Source organism: Micromonospora sp. NPDC047793 (genome assembly GCF_040642635.1).
In the GTDB taxonomy this organism is placed as follows: domain Bacteria; phylum Actinomycetota; class Actinomycetes; order Mycobacteriales; family Micromonosporaceae; genus Micromonospora.
In genome coordinates, this window is the sequence record NZ_JBEYSG010000009.1 from 152,647 (window position 1) to 172,709 (window position 20,063).

Annotated in this window: 18 protein-coding genes; 16 read left to right on the forward strand and 2 right to left on the reverse strand. The window is 71.7% G+C overall.

All coding sequences use genetic code 11. The features are described 5' to 3' along the window. Positions 1 to 410: 410 nt before the first annotated feature. The 9 genes from ABZ738_RS19610 (at position 411) to ABZ738_RS19650 (ending at position 11,078) form a co-directional block, all read left to right on the forward strand. Positions 411 to 617: a hypothetical protein gene (locus tag ABZ738_RS19610; protein ID WP_131052337.1), complete on the forward strand. Its 207-nt coding sequence runs from the start codon at positions 411 to 413 to the stop codon at positions 615 to 617. 119 nt (positions 618 to 736) lie between these two features. Then, positions 737 to 2,089 carry a glycosyltransferase family 2 protein gene (locus ABZ738_RS19615; RefSeq protein ID WP_357215017.1) on the forward strand — a complete coding sequence of 451 codons (1,353 nt, stop codon included), beginning with the start codon at positions 737 to 739 and terminating at the stop codon, positions 2,087 to 2,089. Positions 2,090 to 2,108: 19 nt separating this feature from the next. Beyond that, positions 2,109 to 3,134: an ATP-binding cassette domain-containing protein gene (locus ABZ738_RS19620; RefSeq protein ID WP_131052335.1), complete on the forward strand. Its 1,026-nt coding sequence runs from the start codon at positions 2,109 to 2,111 to the stop codon at positions 3,132 to 3,134. Next, positions 3,131 to 3,925, forward strand: a complete 795-nt coding sequence (locus ABZ738_RS19625) for an ABC-2 family transporter protein (RefSeq protein ID WP_131052334.1) — start codon at positions 3,131 to 3,133, stop codon at positions 3,923 to 3,925. The genes ABZ738_RS19620 and ABZ738_RS19625 overlap by 4 nt, the downstream gene beginning before the upstream one ends. Before the next feature lies 1 nt (position 3,926). Then, positions 3,927 to 4,724, forward strand: a complete 798-nt coding sequence (locus tag ABZ738_RS19630) for an ABC-2 family transporter protein (RefSeq protein WP_357215022.1) — start codon at positions 3,927 to 3,929, stop codon at positions 4,722 to 4,724. A 1-nt stretch (position 4,725) separates the two neighbouring features. Further along, positions 4,726 to 6,333, forward strand: coding sequence for a hypothetical protein (locus tag ABZ738_RS19635; RefSeq protein ID WP_357215025.1), 1,608 nt, complete (start codon positions 4,726 to 4,728; stop codon positions 6,331 to 6,333). Further along, on the forward strand, positions 6,326 to 7,213 hold the full coding sequence (locus ABZ738_RS19640) for a TauD/TfdA family dioxygenase (RefSeq protein WP_131052332.1): 888 nt from the start codon (positions 6,326 to 6,328) through the stop codon (positions 7,211 to 7,213). The genes ABZ738_RS19635 and ABZ738_RS19640 overlap by 8 nt, the downstream gene beginning before the upstream one ends. Continuing rightward, positions 7,210 to 9,162: a TOMM precursor leader peptide-binding protein gene (locus ABZ738_RS19645; RefSeq protein ID WP_357215029.1), complete on the forward strand. Its 1,953-nt coding sequence runs from the start codon at positions 7,210 to 7,212 to the stop codon at positions 9,160 to 9,162. Before ABZ738_RS19640 ends, ABZ738_RS19645 begins: the two co-directional genes overlap by 4 nt. Continuing rightward, entirely contained in the window at positions 9,159 to 11,078 is a 1,920-nt protein-coding gene (locus ABZ738_RS19650; RefSeq protein ID WP_131053449.1) for a TOMM precursor leader peptide-binding protein, read from the forward strand. The genes ABZ738_RS19645 and ABZ738_RS19650 overlap by 4 nt, the downstream gene beginning before the upstream one ends. Positions 11,079 to 11,543: 465 nt before the next feature. On the opposite strand, the gene ABZ738_RS19655 is transcribed toward ABZ738_RS19650, so the two are convergent. Beyond that, positions 11,544 to 11,894: an Lsr2 family protein gene (locus ABZ738_RS19655; protein ID WP_131053450.1), complete on the reverse strand. Its 351-nt coding sequence runs from the start codon at positions 11,892 to 11,894 to the stop codon at positions 11,544 to 11,546. Positions 11,895 to 12,412: 518 nt separating this feature from the next. Next, positions 12,413 to 13,081: a lytic polysaccharide monooxygenase gene (locus tag ABZ738_RS19660; protein ID WP_357215033.1), complete on the reverse strand. Its 669-nt coding sequence runs from the start codon at positions 13,079 to 13,081 to the stop codon at positions 12,413 to 12,415. A gap of 402 nt (positions 13,082 to 13,483) precedes the next feature. On the opposite strand from ABZ738_RS19660, the gene ABZ738_RS19665 reads away from it, so the two are divergent. From ABZ738_RS19665 to ABZ738_RS19695, 7 genes are all read left to right on the forward strand, one after another. Continuing rightward, positions 13,484 to 14,776 (forward strand): GAF domain-containing protein, encoded by a 1,293-nt coding sequence (locus ABZ738_RS19665; protein WP_357215036.1) that lies wholly within the window; start codon positions 13,484 to 13,486, stop codon positions 14,774 to 14,776. A gap of 69 nt (positions 14,777 to 14,845) precedes the next feature. Then, positions 14,846 to 15,760, forward strand: coding sequence for an aldo/keto reductase (locus ABZ738_RS19670; RefSeq protein ID WP_176093653.1), 915 nt, complete (start codon positions 14,846 to 14,848; stop codon positions 15,758 to 15,760). Positions 15,761 to 15,896: 136 nt separating this feature from the next. Continuing rightward, a complete protein-coding gene (locus ABZ738_RS19675; RefSeq protein WP_176095781.1) occupies positions 15,897 to 16,454 on the forward strand; it encodes a sigma-70 family RNA polymerase sigma factor in 558 nt (185 codons plus the stop codon). Next, entirely contained in the window at positions 16,451 to 17,251 is an 801-nt protein-coding gene (locus ABZ738_RS19680; RefSeq protein WP_176093654.1) for a hypothetical protein, read from the forward strand. Before ABZ738_RS19675 ends, ABZ738_RS19680 begins: the two co-directional genes overlap by 4 nt. A gap of 68 nt (positions 17,252 to 17,319) precedes the next feature. Beyond that, the gene (locus ABZ738_RS19685; protein ID WP_357215041.1) at positions 17,320 to 18,120 is read left to right on the forward strand and encodes an ABC transporter ATP-binding protein; all 801 of its coding nucleotides are present in this window, start codon (positions 17,320 to 17,322) and stop codon (positions 18,118 to 18,120) included. Next, positions 18,117 to 19,451 carry a hypothetical protein gene (locus ABZ738_RS19690; RefSeq protein WP_357215044.1) on the forward strand — a complete coding sequence of 445 codons (1,335 nt, stop codon included), beginning with the start codon at positions 18,117 to 18,119 and terminating at the stop codon, positions 19,449 to 19,451. Before ABZ738_RS19685 ends, ABZ738_RS19690 begins: the two co-directional genes overlap by 4 nt. Continuing rightward, a complete protein-coding gene (locus ABZ738_RS19695; RefSeq protein WP_357215047.1) occupies positions 19,448 to 20,047 on the forward strand; it encodes a hypothetical protein in 600 nt (199 codons plus the stop codon). Before ABZ738_RS19690 ends, ABZ738_RS19695 begins: the two co-directional genes overlap by 4 nt. The last annotated feature ends 16 nt before the right edge of the window (positions 20,048 to 20,063 follow it).

Sequence of the window (20,063 nt, forward strand, 5' to 3'; positions counted from 1 at the left end):
CGGGCCGTCCGGTGGTCATGCTCAGCCTCTCCATCTAGTACGTCCGTACAAGTACAAACGTACTAGATGCCGCGCGCCTTCCCGGTGTGGCCCGTCTCGCTGCACGGGGGCGGCGCGTGAAAGGAGGGGTCCCCGGCTAACGCCTGGTGTATTACAAGGGTCCCCTCCTTGCATGTGTGCGACCCCGGAAAGAATGCTGCAAACATCGATCAAAGTCATTGCATTGCGACATGTTCAAGTGGTGCCGAGCAGCATTTGCCCTGTTCAACTGAGGTTGAACGCTGAGAATTGTGCGACAAAGAGACACGTCAACGGTGGTTTACCGTCCTGTTACCTTTCTTGAGTGGAGCGACTTTGGGAGCGCTCCCTACACTCGTCGCGATGATCACCTCACTCGAAAGGAGTTTGTGATGAGTGGAGCATTGGATCTGTCCGACCTGGACGCCACCGACATCTCGTGGGCGGACGGCGACGAGCAGTCGACCGGCCTGTACGCGGTGGCGCCGGTCGGCAGCGTCGTCCTGACCGAGGGCGCGAGCGACGGCAAGACCTGCGGCGGCGGTTCCTGCGGCTGCGGCGGTCGACCGATCAGCTGGTGCTGCGTCAACTGCCACTGATCGGGTAGCGGGCGCTGGTCAGCCGCGACGCGGTGGTCCAGCGCCCGGTTGGGGCGTCGACGTCGACGTCGACGCCCCAATCCCTGCCAGTACGTGCGGATCCGGGAAGGGATTCAGGAATGACCTCCGAGGTGAACACCGGCGTCGAGATCAGCGTGGTGATCCCCACGTACGAGGACGCCCAGTGTCTGGAGCTGACGCTGCGGTCGCTGCGTCGGCAGAGCCTGGCACCGGAGCGGTTCGAGGTGATCGTGGTGCGCGACGGCGGTGACGGCGGGGAGTACACCGACGTGGCCGATGCCGGCAAGGGGCTGAACCTACGGCTGGTCGAACTGCCCGAGCGGCAGGGCCGGGCGGCGGCACGTAACGCGGGGGTGCGGCACGCCTCGGCCGACCTGCTGCTCTTTCTCGACTCCGACTCGTACGCCACACCCGAGCTGGTGGAACGGCACCTGGTGCACCACCGGGGCGCGGGCCGCCCCGCAGTCCTGCTGGGGCGGCGGGACGAACTGGGACTGCCGTACGTCAACGCCGCGCTGGCCGGCGAGCCGACCATTCCGGTGCCGCACCGACGTGCCGACGGCGGCGGTGACCTGCGCTTCCCGGCCGGAGTGGCCCCGGTGGGGGAGGAATGGCTCCAGGCGGGATGGATGTTCGCCTACACCCACAACGTCTCGGTCTCCCGAGCGCTGTTCGACGCGGTCGGCGGATTCGACGAGCGGTTCGGCCTGCGCTGGGGGCTGGAGGACATCGAGCTGTTCTACCGGGTGCACGAACACCTCGGCCTGCACGACCGCAACTTCGCCTTCGACGAAGCGGCTGCCGCCTACCACCTGCCCCATCACCGCAACGTCGACCGGAACTGGCAGGAGTTCGGGACCAACCGCAGTCTCGCCGCCGAGAAGTACCTCATCCTGGAGTGGGAGTTCTTCGGCATGTTGGACGTCTACGACTCGGCGGAGCGGGTGGTGGGCTACCGGGCAGCGATCGCCGACTGCCTGGCCCGGTCGGCCTGCCGGATCGGAACCGCCGTCGCGCTTCTCACCCCGCAGCTGCCGGGCGAGCGGGTGCTCTGGGTCGGCACGGGCAGTGACCGGACGACGCTGCCCGAGGGGGCCGTGACCTTCGACTTCTCCGTTCCGGTCAGCGCCACCAACCACCACCTGATCGGCATGGACCCGCCGATCGCGCCCGGCAGCCTCGACGCGGTCGTCAGCGTCGACTTCTGGCGCTACCTGAGGTGGGAGGAGTTCTGCCAGTTCGTCAACGTGGGCGGTGCCCTCGCCGGGGAGGTCCATCTGGTCGACACCGGAGCCGAACTCGCCAAGGCGGTCGACCCGGACATGTCCACCTTCGGCTATCTCACCCGCGTCCTGCGGACCGCGTTCGACAGCACCGTCGGCGAGGTCGAGGGCCTGGGTACGGTGCTGCGCCTGCGCCCGCGCGTCCCACCGGCCCTCCCGGCCGAGTGACGCCGACCCCACGACGCCGATGACCCCCACCACCGTGATCGAGGCCCGTGGCCTGACCAAGACTTTCCGGACGCCCGACAAGCAACCGGGACTGGCCGGATCGCTGCGCCATCTGGTCCGGCCCAGGCACCGCTCGCACACGGCCGTGAACGGCATCGACCTGACGGTCGCGGCCGGGGAGGCCGTGGCCTACGTGGGACCCAACGGTGCCGGCAAGTCGACCACCGTCAAGCTGCTCACCGGCATTCTCCAGCCGACCTCGGGACAGGTCGAGGTCTGCGGCATCGTGCCGCACCGCAACCGGTTCGCCAACGCCCGCAACATCGGCGTGCTCTTCGGCCAGCGAAGCCAGCTCTGGTGGGACCTCCAGGTCCGCGACTCACTCGCGCTGCTGCGCGACATCCACCGGATTCCGCAACGACGGTACGCGGAGCGGATCGCCGAGTTCGACGCCCTGCTCGGCCTGGGGGAGCTGCTGCCGGTGGTGACCCGCCGACTCTCCCTCGGCCAGCGGATGCGGGCCGACCTCGCCGCCGCCCTGCTGCACTCACCCTCGGTGGTGTTTCTCGACGAACCCACGATCGGGTTGGACATCATCGCCCGCCAGGCGGTCCGCGACTTCCTGCGCGCCCAGTGCCGTAACGGCACGACACTGCTGCTGACCACGCACGACATCGGTGACATCGAGCAGGTCTGCCAACGTTTGATGATCATCGACGGTGGTCGGGCCATCTTCGACGGACCGATCGACGCCGTACGCGCACAGGTCGCCCGGCACCGCACGCTGCACCTGACCCTGGACGCCGACTGGTCCGCCGCCCACGACCCCCACCTGCCGGGCACCCGCCTGTCCCCGGGCACCTCACCGCGACACGTCTCGATCGCCTTCGACCACGCTACCTACGGCGCGGGCGAGATCGTGGCCGCGATCGCCGCCCGGGTGCCGGTGGTCGACCTGCGGATCGACGAGCCCTCCATCGAGGACGTGGTCCGCCGGGCGTACGCGGGCGAACTCGGTCAGCCGACCGTGGGACGACCGGCATGAGGGCGTACCGCACGCTGGCCCGGATGGCCTGGTCGACGGTCCTGGTCTACCGGGGCGAGTTCCTGCTGCAACTCGCCGGGGTCGCGGTGCAGACCGTGGCGCTGTTCGCGGTGTGGCGGGCGTTGTTCGCCGCCGACCCCGGCGGCGAGATGGCCGGCCTGACCTGGGAACAGATGAAGGCGTACCTCTTCGTCGCCTTCCTGGCCGGCACCCTGCTGTCCAGTTTCACCGACGGGCAGGTCGCCCTGCGGGTGCTGGACGGCTCGGTCGCCATCGACCTGCTCCGCCCGATCGACTACCAGGTGGCCCGGTTCGCCGAGACGATCGGCTATCTCGTCGGCGAACTGCTGGTGGTCGCGGTGATGGGCTCGGTGCTCCTGCTGGCGTTCGGCGGGATGCCGCTGCCCGACCCCACCCAGGCCGGGCTCTTCCTGCTCAGCCTGCTCGCCATGGTGCCGCTGAAGTTCGCACTGGTCTACCTGGTCGGCCTGGCCTGCTTCTGGACGGGCAACTTCCACGGGTTGAGCATGTCCCGGATCGCGATCACCAACATCCTCTCGGGCGCGCTGGTGCCGATCGCCCTGTACCCCGACTGGCTCCAGACGATCTGTGCCTGGTCGCCGTTCCCCGGCATCGTCTCCACCCCGGCACTGATCTTCCTCGGCCAGGTCCGGGGCACCGAGTCGCTGTACCTGATCGGCGTCCAGGTGCTCTGGGTCGCGGTGCTCTGGACCGGCGCCCGGCTGCTCTGGCGCGTCGCCGTACGCCGACTCGTGGTGCACGGAGGCTGACATGCTCGCAACGATCGAGGCGGTACGGATCTACCGGCGGCTGCTCGGGGCCCACCTGCGGGCCGTCCTGGAGTACCGGGCCGACGCGATGCTCACCATCGCCGCAGCCGTACTCGGCCAACTGGCCGGGCTGATCTTCGTGGCCACGATCTTCCGGCAGGTGCCCGTCCTCGAAGGCTGGACACAGTGGGAGGTCCTCTGCGTCTGCGCGATGGTGATGCTCGCCGAGGGGGTCGGCTCCCTGTTCTTCGAGGGCACCTGGCACCTCAGCGGCATGGTCAACCTCGGTGCCCTGGACTACCTGTTGGTCCGCCCCTACCCGGTGATCCTCCAGGTGACCGGCGCGGCGGTCGGCGTCAACGGCCTCGGCAACGTCGTGATCGGCACGGTGCTGCTGGCCGGCGCGGTGGGGCGGACGGACGTGGTCTGGTCGCCGGTCACCGTGCTGTGGGCGGTGCTGCTGCTGGCCAGCGGTCTGCTGGTGAAGATCGCCGTCAGCCTGGCCACCAACGCGCTGACGTTCTGGCTGCTGAGCCCGTCGAACTCCGTCGCGGTCAGCGTGCACATGCTCGGTGACCTTGCCCGGTACCCGCTGACCGTCTACGGCACCGGCGTACGGGCGCTGCTCGTCGTCATCCCGGTCGCCTTCGTCGGCTACTTTCCCGCCGCAGCGCTGCTGGACAAGGGCGTCTCGACGACGATCGGCCTGCTGACCCCGGTCGTCGCGCTGGCCTGCGCCCTCGCCGCCTGGCGGATCTTCGAGGCCGGGCTGCGTCGCTACGAGAGCGCGGGGACCTGAGATGACACCCGAAGCACAGAGCGACGTCGTGGCGCGCTACCTGGACGCGGTCGACGCCCAGACCGGCGCGGCACCCACCTCCTACCTGCCGCCGCAGAGCAAACGCTACCCGGGCAGCCCGCGTACGTCGCTGCCCTGGCCGGGGCCGGGCGCACCACCGCTGACCGACACCGGCCTCGACCGGATCAGCACGCTGCTGCTGGGCTACGGACCGCGCCGGGTGGAGATGCTCACCCAGGCCGGGATGTCGGCGTTGACCGGCACCCCGTTCAGTGGGCCGGCCTTCACCCGCGTCCTGCCCGCCTGGTTCACCCTGCGCTGGACCGTACCGTCCGGCGGCGCCTACTACCCGGGCGAGATCTACCTCGCCTGGACCGGATCCGGGGACCTGCCTTCCGGCGTCTACCACTACGACCACGTCCACCACTGCCTCGAACTGCTGCGCGACACGAATCCCGCCGCCGACGTCGACCGGCTGCTCGGCCCGGCGACCGCCACGGACGGCGCCGGACGTAGCGCGCTGCTGCTGGCCTGCCGACCGTGGAAGAACGGCAGCAAGTACCGCGCGTTCGGTTACCAGCTCGCCACCGTCGACGTCGGCGTGCTGCTCGGGCAACTGCTCACGTGGCCGCAGACCGGCACCGCTGACCTGGCCCCCGATCCACGGGCCGCCGACGACCTGCTGGGACTCGACGGCATGCTGGAGACCGTCTACGCGGTGATCGAGATCCCCACCGCCGCCACGCCGGACACCCCGCCCGAAGCCGGCACCCCGCCCGGACCCGACACCCCGCCCGGACCCGGCACCCCGCCCTGCCGGACCGCGCCACCGGAGCCGGTCGGCCTGACCCACGACCGGCTCGTCCTGGCCGACGCCGATCCACACGCGGTGGCCCTGCACCGGGCCGCCTGGGCCGAAACCGACATGCCGCGGCGCGCGGTGCCACCACCTGCACCGCAGGCCATGACACCGTCTGACGCGGCCCCCGTCCACCTGCCCGAGGTCGCGGCGCTGGACCTGACCGGTGCCGCTGCCGGCCGGGCGTCGGCCTGCGACCTCGCCCCTGGCCTGCGCCTCGCGCAGCTCGCCGACGTCCTCGCGTACGCCGGTGGCCACCGGCCCACCACCGCCGCCCTGGACGAGCTGGCCCGGCACCCGCTGTACCCGACACTGTGGTGCCTGGTCGGCCAGGTGGACGGGCTGCCGCCCGGCGCCTACCGCTACGACCCCCGACACCACCTGCTCCGACCGTCGACCGGTGCCGACCGGCCGGGACCGCCCACCACCGTGGTCGCGCACCGCATGGCGACCGCCGGCGTCAGCATCGTCGTCGTCGCCGGGGGAGGACGACCCATGACCGGGCTGACCCCTGCGGAGTTTCGCCGACTCCACCTGCTCACCGGGACCGTCGTGCAACTGGCCGCCCTGACCGCGCAGGCGGTCGGCGCGGCGATCCGCCCGATCGGCGGGTTCTCGGCCCCCGACATCGCCGCACGACTCGGCCTGCCCGGCGGAGACACCCCCGTCCTGCAACTCCTGCTCGGCGCGCCCACGTCGCGTGCCGGACTGCTGGCCGTGGCACTCACGGAAGGAACCACGAATGGATGACCAACGGATCCCGGTGCTCACCGGTCAGCCGGCGCCGGAGACGGTCCTGGCGACGGTGGCTCGGCACGGGGCGGCCCTGCTGCGCGACGGCGACCGCCGACGCGAGGCGTTCGTCCGGCTCGGCGACGCGGTGATGTCGCCCCTGCCGTACGACGGCGCCTTCCACGACGAGCGGGACGTCGTCGACGACGACCCGACCACCACCACGGTCACCCGTGGCACCCAGGGGATGCCGCTGCACCGCGAGGCGTCGTACGCCCCGGGCTCACCGGACCTGATGACCTTCTTCTGCGAACGGCCCGCCGCCGACGGCGGGGGCGGCACCACGCTCTGCGACGGTGTCGCGTTGCTCGCCGCCCTCCCCACACCGGCGCGTGAGCGGTTCACGCAGATGGAGATCGTCTGGGAGAGCCGGATGCCCACCGCCGACTGGCAACGGATGTTCGGCACCACCGACCCGGCCGAGGCGCGGGGCGCTCTGCGACGGTGGGAGCCGTACCTGCGCCCGTGGGAGTCGATCCACGTCGACGTCACCGACGAGGGGATGACGACCGGCTTCGGCACCCACTGCACGCCGCCGACCAGGTTCGGCGCCGTACCCGCCTTCTGCAACTCGCTGTTCGTCAGCCGCCCCCGCGACGACGAGTACCACGATCGGCGACTACGGGTGCGCACCCCGGACGGACCACCCGTGGACGGCGCCCTCGTCGCCACCGCCGCCGAGGTCGCGGCCGATCTCACCGTCGCCGTGCCCTGGCAGGCCGGTGACGTCCTGGTCGTCGACAACTCCCGCTACCTGCACGGCCGCCAGGCGTTCCAGGACACCGGCCGCACCGTCCTGGTCCGGATGGGCATGCTCGACCGGGCGGTGGCGGCATGAGGGCCAAACTGCGCGACGACCTGATGTACGTGCCCACCGAGGACGGCGTCTACCTGGAGACCGGCACCACCAGCACCGAGATCAGCGGCGGATCCGCGTACGGCCTGATCCGCCGGATCGCCCCGCACCTGGACGGCACCCGCACCGTCGCGGACCTGACCGCCGGCCTGCCCGCCCCGCAACAGCGCCTGGTCACCGACCTGGTCACCATGCTCGTCGACCGGGGCATCGCCCGCGACCTGGACCGGGACCCGCCACACGGACTTCAGGACTGGGAACTGGACCGGTACCGCCAGGCCATCTCCTTCGCCGAGCACGCCGCCGACGCTCCGCCGCACCGCTTTGAGTCCTTCCGCAACAGTCGGGTCCTGCTGGTCGGCGCCGGTGCGGGCCTGACCGCACTGGTCCAGACCCTGTTCGACCTCGGACTCCGGCGGGCCACCCTGGTCACGACCGCCGAGTCGCCGACCGACCCGGCGGCCTGTCGGCGGATCCTCGACCGCCACCGCGCCGACGACCCCACCGCCGAGCTGGACCTGCGTCCGGACCTCGCCGCCGCGCTCACCGACGCCGCCGCGCTCACCGCCCTGATCGGTACGCACGACGCCGTCCTGCACTGCACCGACCGGCTGATGGCCGGCCGGGCGCTGACGCTGAACCGGGTGGCCCGCGCCCACGGCGTCGCCGCCCTGCACGCCCTCGCCTTCAGCGGCAGCGCATGGGTCGGCCCCACCGGCGGCGGGGCAGCCGGTGGCTGCTGGGAATGCGTGGTCTGGAGCCTGCACGGCACCAGCCGCTCCGGCGACGCCCCGTGGCGGGACGACCGGCCGGACCAGGTCCCGGAGTACCTGACCGCGCCGGTGGGCGCCCTCGTCGGCACCGCCCTCGGCTTCGGCTACTTCCGGCACGCCGTCGGCGCCGAGACCGACACCACCAACCGCATGACCCACATCGACCTGGCATCGGCCGTCACCAGCGAACACCTGCTCACCGTCCATCCCCGCTGCCGAGCCTGCCGCCGCGACCGAGCGGCCGTCGACCTCGCCGAGCGGATCGCCACGATGACCGGACGTCCGGCGGTCGACGCCGAGACGTTCGCCACCCGGGTGGCCACCCTGATCGACCCTCGACTAGGTCCGGTGCTCGACATCGGCACCGGCCGTCAGTCACAGACGTCGGTGAGCTGCATCGAGGCGACCGTCGCCGACGTGACCGGCACCGGGACCGGACCGGCGACCGTGACCGCCATCGGCGACGACCGCCGCCAGGCGCTCAACCGCGCCGCGGTGGCCGCCGTGGAGTCGCTCGCCGGGCAGGCGGCCACGGTCGCCGACGCCACCCCGACCCACTGGTGGGACCCGGTCGCCGGGGAGGTCGTCCCGGCGGAGCCCACCGCCGTGCTGCTGGCCGCCGGTTTCACCTGGACTGAGGCGGTGGGCCGGGCGCTGCTCAGGTTGCGCCGCACGACCGCGACGGCACCGGACGCCGGTCACCTGTCCGACCCACCCTCCGACGCGACGCACCCGGCCGGCTCCGCACTCGACCCCGCCGACTGGCCGGAACCGGTCCGGACCAGGGCAGCGGACATGAGCGTCCTCGGACACGACCTCGCCGCCTGGTTTGACACCTCCAGCACGCCGACCGTCTTCGTCGGCACCACCGGCGGCTGGCTCGCCCACAGCACCGCCCCGGACACCGCGACCGCCCTCGAACAGGCCATGCAGACGGCGGTCGCCGCCCTCACCGGACGCGTACCGGCCGGTGCGGACGTCGGCCCGGACCTCGGTGCCGGCGAGTGGGACGCCTGGCTCCCGCCACTGCTCAAGGAGGTGGACGCCGCCGGGCAGCGCCTTCTCCTACGGCCGGTCGACCACCTGCCCGACACCCGGGACGTGCTCCCGTTCCTCGTCGAAGCCATGCTCACGCCACGACCCGGAGGCGCTGGATGACCGACACGACCACGCTGACGCACGCCGTTCGCGTCCACGGCGACGGCGCCCTGTTCCAGGCCGTCGCGGACGCGACGGAAGCGATCCGGACCGACCGCCCGGTGGACCTGTTCGTCGTCGACGACCAGACCGACCGGGTGCAGGACGCGGCCCGCCGCGCCCACCAGGAGGGACGGGACTTCCTTCCGGTCTACCCGACGCTGCGCGGTGTGCGGGTCGGCCCGTACGTCACGGTCGGGCAACCCGGCTGCCACCACTGCGTCCGTGTCCGCGAACGTCGAGCCCGCGTCACCGGGACACCCCAGCGCTCGGCGCTCTGGCGTGCCCTGTACGAGGGATCCGTCACCGCGCCGACCCCCGTCCTCGGCCCACCGGTGCGCACCACCGTGGCCGCGCTGGTCACCGACGAACTCGCGCGGGTGGCCCGCGGTGCCGCTCCGCGTTGCGCCGGCGCGGTGCTGGAGGTCGGCACCGCCACGCTGGCGGTCAGCCGCCACCGGTTCATCGCCGACCCCGAGTGCCCGTCGTGTGCGACCCTGCCCGACGACGGTCCCGAGGCGGGCACCTTCACGTTGGTGTCCCGCCCCAAGTCGGCGCCGGACAACTACCGCGCCCGCAGCCTCCCCGCCGAGCACGAGCGGCTGCTGGAGACCATGGTCGACGTCGAGACCGGCCTGATCTCGTCGATGACGCTCCACCACAACCACCCGATGATCCTGGCCGCCGCCATCGGTGGCCCGGCCTGCTGCACCGAACTGTCCGGATACGGGCGCACGTTCAGCTATCCGGCCAGCGTGTCGGTCGCCATCGCCGAGGCACTGGAACGGCTGGGCGGCACCCTGCCCCGGGCCCGCCGGACCCGGGTCCACGCCTCGTTCCGCGAACTCGGCCCGGACCGCGCCGTCGCACCCCCGGCGCTCGGTCTGCCCGACTCGCCGCCGCACCACAACGCCGTGCGCTACCACCCGGACCTGCCGGTGGAGTGGGTGTACGCGTACTCCTTCCGCCGCGACGGCCCGGTCCTGGTCCCGGAGAGCACGGCCTACTACGGCTCGCACGCCACGGCGTTCGGCCTGGAGAGCTCCAACGGCTGCGCGCTCGGCGGCAACCTGGAGGAGGCCGTCCTGCACGGCATCTTCGAGGTGGCCGAGCGCGACGCCTTCCTGGCCACCTGGTTCGCCCGGCTGCCGGTGCCCCGGATCGACCCGCTGACCTCGGCGGACCCGGCGACCCGGCTGCTGGTGCGCTGGCTGGAACGCACCACCGGCAGCCGGCTGCACGTCTTCGACACCACCATGCCGGAGGGAATCCCCGCGCTCTGGCTGATGCTGGTGGACGAGGACGACCGGGCCGGCGAACCCAAGGCGTTCTGCGGCGCGGGCGCACACCTCGACCCCGAACGGGCACTCTGGTCCGGACTGGTCGAACTGGCCAGCGTCGCCGACGCCACGAAGGAGATGGTGGCCGCCGACACCACCGCACCCGACCTGGTCGCCGACTCCGACCTGGTCCGATCGATGGAGGACCACGCGCTGGTCGCCGCCGCCCCGCAGAGCTGGGACCGTTTCGCCTTCCTCTACCAGCGCGACGAGATCCTCTCGATGGAGACCGCGTTCCCGCCCGCGAAGCGGTACCGGCCCGCCACCGACCTGCTCGACGATCTGCGCTGGGTCGTCGACCGGTACCTCGACAGCGGCCTGGACGTGGTCGTCGTCGAACAGACGGCCCGGGAACAGGCCACCGTCGACCTCACCTGCGTCAAGGTCATCATCCCGGGCACGCTGCCGATGGTCTTCGGGCATCGGAACCGCCGCGTCGACCTGCCCCGGCTCAGGGAACTCCCGGTACGGCTGGGCTACCGGTCCACGTCGCTGCCGCCCGAGGAGATCAACCCGCACCCGCACCCGTTCCCCTGACCCGCACCGCGACAGGTCGGTGGTGACGGCCACCAGCCGCCACCACCGACCATGCTGGTGCCCTCGCGCCGGGAACGTCCGGGCTGAACTCGCGGGTGAGCTACCAGGTCCACGCCGGCCGTGTGCGCGATCCGGCACTGCCGCACCGGCGACGGGTGTCGGCGGTGTGATCGTGCGTGCAGCTGTACCGGCCGCGGCCTGAAGGTAGGTGGTGGCCTGCGCGGCGCAAAAGCCGCGACGTCTGTCAGTGACTGCGGTGGCGAGCGCCTTATCGCCTTCGCTACGCCGGCACCGATGGGGAGATCGGTGACCGGACGTCGATGCGATTCCTGTGTCACCGGGGCAGATTCATGCACCACCGGTAAAAGGCCCGTCACGGTGCGCGTGCCCCCGTGTGTGGGCAGAAGCTTCACCGCACCGGAACGAGCGTTTCGTCGCGCCGTGTGAGAGGTGCCGTGCGGTCGGTCAGCGACCGGCTTTCGCGTGGTACTCGTCCACGATCTCCTGCGGAATGCGGCCCCGGTCGGAGATGTCCTTACCGGCCTTCTTGGCCCACTCCCGGATCGCCTTGTTCTGCTCCCGGTCGGTGCTGGCGGAACCCTGACCACGAGCGGCCCGGCCACCCACGACCACACCGCCGCGACCCACCTTCGTGCCGTGGGCCACGTAGGAGGCGAACGCCTCCCGCAACTTCGCGGCATTGCTGCTGGACAGGTCGATCTCGTACTGCACGCCGTCGAGAGAGAACTTCACGGTCTCGTCGGCGTCGCCGCCGTCCAGGTCGTCGACCAGCTTATGAATGATCTGCTTAGCCACGTCTGAGCACATTCCCTTCCAGTGGAGACAGTTCCACGAACGTGGTAGTCACAATAGCGCCTGCGATACTTGTCGCGTCAACGGGATCCACATAACAGCCCAGGTATTGACCGGTCCCATCCCCGGTGCGGATCTGCCCGTCCCGCGAGAGCCGAAAATGTTCGGTGCGGTAAGTGGACGGCGACTATGTGTCGCGGCGGAGGCGCGATCCGCCGGGCGATCTCCGGCTGGAGGAAGTGGCTGCCGCCGGGCCTTCTTCTTCCGGTGCCGGGAGGCCGGCGACACCCGTCCCGGGGAGATCGCGGTCCGCGTGTCGTCGGCGTGTGCCGTGTAGGCCCTCGACGCCGGCCTCGCGCGGCTGTGGTGGCGCTCCGAGGAACTGTTCGCGGAACGGCTGGCCGGGGCGGCGGAACGAATTGTGGGGGCGCATTCGTGGCGGCGAGTGTCGCCCGACGCACCGCTACTCCGGCCCGGAAGATGCCCGGACCGGAGTAGCGGCGTAATTGCGACCTTGCGGATCAGACGATGTTGATGTCGCTACACCACATGTAGGTCTGGTCCATGTGCGACGCCTTCCAGATCACGAAGAGGACGTGCTGTCCGCTACGGCCGGAGGTCGAGACGTTGAACGAGATGTTCTGCGTCGGCGCGTACCGCCCGGTCGTCTGGATCAGGTCGATGTTCCCCCACCCGACCTGCTGGGTGGCCGGGTTGAACCCCTGCCGGGTCAGGTAGACCCGGAAGTAGTCGGCGCCGTGGCTGGCCTGGTCGTAGAACTGGAGCGTGAAGCTCCGGCTGACCGTGGTGGCCTTCCAGGCGCCCGGCTGGTTCAGGGCGTTGTTCCGGGAGAGGGCGTTGCTGCACAGCTGGCCGTCGGGCGTACGGGCCTGGAACTGCCCGCCCAGGCCGTCGCGCAACTGGCTCATCCAGTTCCACATGGTGTCGGGGTTGGCCTGGAACGCCCGGTAGCACATCGGGTCCTGCGTCTGCATGGCCGGATCCATGTGCCGGTGGCCCCAGTTCTGCCAACACTGGTAGGCGCGGGTCGCCGGGTTGATGACGGTGCCGTGAGCCTGGGCGGCGCCGGCCCAGGGCAGCATCGCGACCACCAGGGTGAGCGCCAGGGTGAGCACCTGGAGGGGGCGGCGGACGGCCGGCCGGGATCGAGGGGGGTGGTGTGAACGCACGGTGCATCCTCCGTTCCGAGCGCTCCGGGACGGTGTGTGGGAGCGCTTCCAACGAGTATTGCATCGAGGGTAGCGCATATCAATGATCGTCTATTCGATTTCGGTGTTTCGGAACTACCGAAGTGGTCGCCGGGATTCACCCGGGCGGCGCTGCTTCGGCTCGATCTCGACAGGTCGACATAGGATGATCGACGATTTTCCGGGCGCTGCGGAATGCACATCCCACGTCGCACGGGCAATCGGAGGCGGTGACGGCCGTGGTCACGGACCGCCTGCACCGTCCGCGACGCGGTTGAGGAGGCGTGCGCGGCAGCACGGCCACGACTTGTGAGCAGATGGGCGTCGTCCCGTAGGTTGACAGCGCTCGGAACGGGATCGACGGCGAGGGGCGGACCACACATCATGACGGCGCTATCGGGCCGGAGCCCTGCTGCTGCGGGTCCGGCGGGGACCACGCCTGCGGCAGAGGACGACCTGCGCACGTTGTTCGGCCAGTCCATCGCCGTATTCGCCGCACTCGCCGGGCCGTCGCACGTGTTGGAGGCCGCGAACCCGGCATTCTTCACGACGATCGGCCAGGAACGTGCGCGTACCGGGGTCCCGCTGGCGGACCTGATGCCCGAACTCGCCGGTCAGGGCTTCATCGGCCTGCTGGACCAGGTCTACCGCGTGGGGGAGCCCTACACCGGACGTGACGTCCGGGTCGTGCTGGGCACCGGCCCGCAGGCCCGGGAGACCTTCTTCGACTTCACCTACGAACCGCGCCGCGCCGCCGACGGCACCGTGATCGGGATCCGGGTGATCGGTGTGGAGACCACCCAGGTCAAGCACGCCCAGTGGTTGATGGCCGAACACCGCGCACTGCTGGAGCAGATCGCCCGTCAGGCACCGCTGACCGAGGTTCTCGACGGGATGGCCCGCTGCATCGAGAACCTCGCGCCGCTGGAGGTGCTCGTCTCGGTCCTGCTGGCCGACCCCGACGGCCGGCACCTGCGCCACGGGGCGGCGCCCAGCCTGCCGGACTTCTACAACGAGGCCATCGACGGCATCGCCACCGGCGAGGGCGTCGGTTCCTGCGGCACCGCCGCCCACCGGCGTCAGCCGGTCGTCGTCACCGACATCGCGACCGACCCGTTCTGGAGCGACTTCCGCGAGTTGGCCGACCGGGCCGGGCTGGCCGCCTGCTGGTCCACGCCGATCCTGGCCCGTGACGGCGGCCTGCTCGGCACCTTCGCCATGTACCACCGCGTTCCGCGCGTCCCGCAGGACACCGATCTCGCCATCGCCCGGCTCTTCGCCGGCACCGCGGCACTCGCCATCGAACGCCACCACATCGAGCGGGCGCAGAAGGCCGCCGAGGAACGCGCCGCCGCAGCCCACGACGAACTCGCCAAGGCGGTACGCGCCGAGCGCGAACTCCGCGCCGAGGCCGAGCGCCGTGCTGCCGCCGCCGCCGAACTCAACGCCCGGATGCAGTCCGCCGCCGCCGCGCAGGTCGCGGTGCCGCACCCCGAACACTGCCAACTCGGCGGTGCGGCCGGATGCGCCGCACCGGCCGAGATCAAGATCGCCGACTCCTGGGGTGACGCCGCGTGGGGCTGCCCCACCCACGTCGAGGAAGCCATCATCAACGTCCGCTCGGTGTTCATCGCCAACGAGGAACTCGGCGGTCTCGCCGCCTACCTGCACCGCTGAACCGGTGTGCCGGCCGGGAACGACGCGGGTGGCGACGACGGCGCGCGGCCTGCGGTGTTGGATGGGCTGATGGCAACCATCGCGCGCCTGGCCGCAGGCTCCCGGATCGGGTTCGGACTGGCGGCCGTCGGCCGTCCGGGCTACATCAATCTCGGACGCGCCGCGGACCTGCCGGCCGAGCGGACCGTCGAGGCGCTACGCGCCCGCGCGAGCGAACTCCTCGACCAGGCGTACGCCGCCGGGGTCCGCTACGTCGACGTCGCCCGCTCGTACGGCCGGGCCGAGGAGTTCCTCGCGCACTGGCTGCGGAGCCGGCCGGACGTCGACGACGTCGTCGTCGGGAGCAAGTGGGGCTACACCTACACCGCAGGCTGGCGCGTCGAGGCCGAGACGCACGAGGTCAAGGACCATCGCCTCGCCACCTTCGACCGGCAGTACGCGGAGACCACCGCGCTGCTCGGCGACCACCTCGACCTCTACCAGATCCACTCGGTCACTCCGGAGAGTCCCGCCCTGCACGACGTGGCCCTGCACCGGCGACTCGCCGACCTCGGCCGGCAGGGCGTGCTGGTGGGACTCTCGACCAGCGGGCCGCGGCAGGCCGAGGTCATCCGCGACGCGCTCGACGTACGCGTCGACGGCGAGCCGCTGTTCCGCAGCGTGCAGGCCACCTGGAACCTGCTGGAGCCCAGCGCCGGCCCGGCCCTGGCCGAGGCGCACGACGCGGGGTGCCTGGTCATCGTCAAGGAGGCCCTCGCCAACGGCCGTCTCGCCGTACGTGAGGACGTCGGTGACGCGCCCGCGCTCGCGGCGGCGCTGCACCAGCCGTGGGCGGCGATCGTCCTGTCCGGAGCCGCCACCGCCGACCAACTGGCCTCGAACCTGCGGGCGCAGACGCTCACCGTCGACCCGACCCGGTGGGCGGACCTGGCGTCGCCGCCGGACCGCTACTGGCAGGAACGCGCCGCCCTGCCCTGGACCTGACGGACTACGCGCGACACCGACACCGGTGGGCACGCCCGCCGCCGCGCCCGACTGGCAGGACGAAGGTGATGGCCGTCACAGTGATCCGGGACCCGATCGTGGTCCGACCGTCGTCTTACCCGGTGTGAGTACCGGCATGGACGCAGCGGACGAGGGTGAACTCGTGCGGCGCGTCGCCCGTGGTGATCGGCGGGCCTTCGATGAGCTGTATCGGCGTACCGCGCCGTGGCTGGAGGTGCGGCTGCGCCGCCGGTGCGCCGACCCCGACATCGTCGCCGAGGTCCTCCAGGACACCTACCTGACCGTCTGGCGGGCCTCGGGCACCTTCGCCGGAGCCCGGACGGGAAGCGGCGGCGGGGCGCGGGGCACCGCCGTGGGCTGGCTCTGGACCATCGCCGCCCACCGGCTGGTCGACGCGTTCCGTCGCCGGGCCCGCACGGCGCAACTGCCGCAGGTGCCGCTGGCGCCGACGACGGCACCCGCCGCCGAGGACGAGGTGATGGCGGCGCGGATCGGACAGGAACTCGAACAGGCGCTCCTCACCCTGCCGCCCGAGGTCCGGGCCGCCCTGCGCGCCACCGTCCTGGACGGGTTTTCGACCCGGGAGGCGTCCGTGCTGCTGGGCGTACCCGAGAACACCGTCAAGTCCCGTGTCCGCCGAGCCCGGATCGCGCTACGGGAGGCCCTGTCATGACCCCCCATCCGACCCTCACCCAGATCGAGCGGTACGCCACCGCGGACCCCCGCCTCGACGAGCCCGGCGTCTGGGCCATCGAGGTGCACCTGGAGGACTGCGCCGACTGCCGGGCGCGGCTGGCCGGCAGCACCACCGCCGACACCCGTGCCATCCTCGCCCAGGTCGCCGTCACCCTGGACCGGGAGATCGCCGAGTCCCCGGCCCCGGTCGCCCGCAGCCGGTCCTGGACGGTGCTGCGCCGCCGGTGGCTGGTCGGCACGCTCGCCCCCTGGCTGGCCATGACCGCCGCGGTACTCGCCTGCGCCGTCCTGCTCAGCGAGTTGTGGACCGCGTTGCCGTCGCTGGTGCTGCTGCTCGCCCCACTGGCCCCGTTGCCCGGCGTCGCGGTCGCCTGGCACCGCCGGGCCGATCCCGCCTGGGAGCTGATCGCCACCACCCCCGGGGCCGGTCTGACGACCCTGCTGCGCCGTACCGCGACGGTGCTGGTGGTCGTCATCCCGCCCCTCGCCCTCGCCGGCTACGGCACCGGCGTGCCACCGGCGCTGACGCTGTTGCCCTGCCTGACGTTCACCGCCGCCACGCTCGTGCTGGGGAGTCTCGTCGGCGTACGCCGGGCAGCGATCGGACTGATCGCGATCTGGACACTCGCGGTGATCACCCCCAGCCTCGCCGCCGCCCGTACACCACTGGTGCTGACCGAGGAGAGCACCGGTGTCTGGGCACTGGCCACGGTCGCCCTGACCCTCACCGTGCTGCTGCGGACCGACGGGCTCCGACAAGCCGCCCAGCAGTAGGACGTCTCCGCCACCGGACGCGCGACGCCGCGTCCCTCTCCACCGACCCCGAACGAAGGAAGATGTCGATGCGTGCCCTGAGCGTGGCCGAAACGGCCGTCACCACCAGTCCCTGGGTCGTCCACGCCGAGAGCCTGAGGGTCCGCGCCGGGCGGCGCCTGGCCGTCGACGGCCTCGACCTGGCCCTGACCACCGGGGTCCACGGGCTGCTCGGCCCCAACGGCGCCGGGAAGACCACGCTGATGCGCTCCCTGGCCACCGTGCTCGCGCCGACCGCCGGGCGCCTGACGCTGCTCGGACACCCGGTCGACGGCCGCGCCGACCTGCGTGCGGTCCGTCGCGGCCTGGGCTACCTGCCGCAACACTTCGGCTTCTACCCGCGCTTCACGGTGCGCGAGTTCGTCGGATACATGGCCTGGCTCAAGGAGATGCCCAAGGCGGCGATCCCGGCGGCGGTACAGCGGGCCGTCGACCGCGTCGGCCTGACCGACCGGGCCGACACCCGGCTGAAGACCCTCTCCGGCGGCATGCTGCGCCGCGCCGGCATCGCGCAGGCCATCGTCAACGACCCGCAGCTCCTGCTGCTCGACGAACCGACCGTCGGCCTCGACCCGGAACAACGACTCGACTTCCGCGAGCTGCTGCGGGACCTCGGCACCGACAGTTGCGTACTGGTCTCCACCCACATGGTCGAGGACGTGGCGGCGGCCTGCACCGACGTCATCCTGATCAACGAGGGCCGCCTGGTCTGGCAGGGCACCGCCGAGGCCCTCAGCGCCCAGGGCGACCAGAGCCACCCGGGCGACAGCCCGACCGAGCGGGGCTACTCCGCGATCCTGCGTCGGCACCGCGCGGAGGCCGCCCGATGAGCATCCTGGGTGTCGAGATCCGCCGCTCCGCCGCGCTCGGTGCCGCGCTGATCACCGTGCTCGCCGGAGTCGGCGCACTCTACGTGGCTCCGGCCCGATGGTCCGGTGGCCTGATGTCGCTGGCCCTGGTCGCCCGCGAGTACCTGTTGCTGATGTGGCCGCTGGCGCTGGCCGCCGGCGCCTGGCAGGGTCGTCGGGAGCACCGCTCGAACGTCGCCGAACTCTTCGGCACCACCGCCCGCCCGCCCGTCCAGCGGATGCTGCCGGTCCTCGGCGCGATGGCCCTCACCCTCGGCAGCGCCTACCTGCTGGTCACCGTGGCGGGCGTCGCCCGGATCGCCACCAGCGCCGGCTACCTGCCTCTGCTCGGTTTCACCGTCGTCACCGGCGTCGGCGCGCTGTCCCTGGTCGCCGCGGCCTGGCTCGGTCTGGGGATCGGGCGTCTGCTCCCCGTTCCGGCGACCGCACCCGCGTTGGGCGTGGCCGGCGTCCTGTTCGTCTCCTTCAGCATGTTCCTCCGCCCGGAGTGGCTGGCCGCGGCGCTGTCCCCGATCCACGGCACGAGCCAGTTCCACGCCTATCAGACGATCGACAACCGGGTCAGTGGTGCGCTGACGATCTGGCTCGCCCTGCTCGCCGTCGCCGGCCTGGTGCTGTTCGTCGCCGATAGCTGGCGGACCCGTACGGCGGCGTTGGTGCCGGTGCTGCTCGGGCTCGTCGGGGCGGTGGCGGTGGTGCCCCGGGACCCGGCCGTGCTCGACGCACCGGTCGACCCGGTCGCCCGGGAGATGGTCTGCACCGAGGACGCTCCGACGGTGTGCGTGAGCCGGGTCAACGCCAGGGTCCTCGACGATCTGGCCCCGTTGGCCCGTGACGGTCTGGTGGCGTTGGCGAAACTCCCGGACGCCCCGACCGCCGTGCACGAGGACACCTCCACGTACGGGCGCGACGGGGAGACGCCGTCCCGCGCCGACGTCGTCGAGGTGCCGGTCCGGATCGACAAGTACGGTGGGCTCGCGCACCCGGACGTCGTGGCCGTCGAGGTCGTCCGAGGTCTGGGCGTACCTGTCGACATCGAGTGCCGGCAACACCACGAGGCGGTCGACCGAGCGGCGGCGTACTGGCTGCTGGGCCGCGAGCCGCGATCCGACGTCGGGCTGATTCCGGGCATGATCCAGGAGGATTTCGAACTCAACGCCGAGGCGCTCGCCCTGTGGAACGGGCTGCGCGAGGTCTCCGCCGAGGAGGCGCTGGCCCGGGTGACGGCGGTCCGTGACGCCAAACGCGCCTGCGAGGACACCAGCGAACTGCTGTCCCGGAGTTCCCGGTGACCTGGACGCTGCTCTACCTGCGCTCCCGGCGCGTACCCCTGGCCCTGGCCGTCGCCGTCGGCGGGGCGGCGGTGATCTGGACGCTGTGGCGGACCATCGCCGACGAGCGCGACGTCGCCCCGACGATGGTGGTGCTGACCGTCCTGCTGATGGTCGCGGTGCTCTCGGCCACCCTGACCGCCCCGGACGAGAACCTGGACCGGACCGCCGCGCGGCGATGGCCGCCACGGCGTGCGGCGCACCTGTTGGCCGGCCTCCTGGTGGTTCTGCTGGCCCTGCTCGCCACGCGGTACACCGGGGCCCGCTTCGGGCCGGCCACGCTGGTGTTCCGCGACGCCGCCGGCCTGCTCGGGCTGACGGCGCTGTGTGCCACGGTGGTGGGCGCCGGTCGATCGTGGTTTCTGCCGCTGGGCTGGACCACCGTCGCGGTCATGTATCCCCAGCAGGGCACCGGGGGAGCGGTCCTGACCTGGCAGGCCCAACCGACCGACAGCACTGCGGCAACGGTGACGGCGGCGGTGTTCGCCCTCGGCGGGCTGATCGCCTACTCGCTGGCCGGCCCGGCCCGCAGGGAAGCCACCGAGTCGATCCCCTGAGGCGTCCCCCGGCTTG

Excerpts from the sequence above, each read along its gene's own strand:
- ABZ738_RS19640 (WP_131052332.1), top strand. The coding sequence starts at position 6,326 with ATGGATGACCAACGGATCCCGGTGCTCACCGGTCAGCCGGCGCCGGAG.
- ABZ738_RS19615 (WP_357215017.1), top strand. The coding sequence starts at position 737 with ATGACCTCCGAGGTGAACACCGGCGTCGAGATCAGCGTGGTGATCCCC.
- ABZ738_RS19690 (WP_357215044.1), top strand. The coding sequence starts at position 18,117 with ATGAGCATCCTGGGTGTCGAGATCCGCCGCTCCGCCGCGCTCGGTGCC.
- ABZ738_RS19670 (WP_176093653.1), top strand. The coding sequence starts at position 14,846 with ATGGCAACCATCGCGCGCCTGGCCGCAGGCTCCCGGATCGGGTTCGGA.
- ABZ738_RS19625 (WP_131052334.1), top strand. The coding sequence starts at position 3,131 with ATGAGGGCGTACCGCACGCTGGCCCGGATGGCCTGGTCGACGGTCCTG.
- ABZ738_RS19680 (WP_176093654.1), top strand. The coding sequence starts at position 16,451 with ATGACCCCCCATCCGACCCTCACCCAGATCGAGCGGTACGCCACCGCG.
- ABZ738_RS19620 (WP_131052335.1), top strand. The coding sequence starts at position 2,109 with ATGACCCCCACCACCGTGATCGAGGCCCGTGGCCTGACCAAGACTTTC.
- ABZ738_RS19685 (WP_357215041.1), top strand. The coding sequence starts at position 17,320 with ATGCGTGCCCTGAGCGTGGCCGAAACGGCCGTCACCACCAGTCCCTGG.
- ABZ738_RS19630 (WP_357215022.1), top strand. The coding sequence starts at position 3,927 with ATGCTCGCAACGATCGAGGCGGTACGGATCTACCGGCGGCTGCTCGGG.
- ABZ738_RS19650 (WP_131053449.1), top strand. The coding sequence starts at position 9,159 with ATGACCGACACGACCACGCTGACGCACGCCGTTCGCGTCCACGGCGAC.
- ABZ738_RS19645 (WP_357215029.1), top strand. The coding sequence starts at position 7,210 with ATGAGGGCCAAACTGCGCGACGACCTGATGTACGTGCCCACCGAGGAC.
- ABZ738_RS19665 (WP_357215036.1), top strand. The coding sequence starts at position 13,484 with ATGACGGCGCTATCGGGCCGGAGCCCTGCTGCTGCGGGTCCGGCGGGG.
- ABZ738_RS19635 (WP_357215025.1), top strand. The coding sequence starts at position 4,726 with ATGACACCCGAAGCACAGAGCGACGTCGTGGCGCGCTACCTGGACGCG.
- ABZ738_RS19675 (WP_176095781.1), top strand. The coding sequence starts at position 15,897 with ATGGACGCAGCGGACGAGGGTGAACTCGTGCGGCGCGTCGCCCGTGGT.
- ABZ738_RS19610 (WP_131052337.1), top strand. The coding sequence starts at position 411 with ATGAGTGGAGCATTGGATCTGTCCGACCTGGACGCCACCGACATCTCG.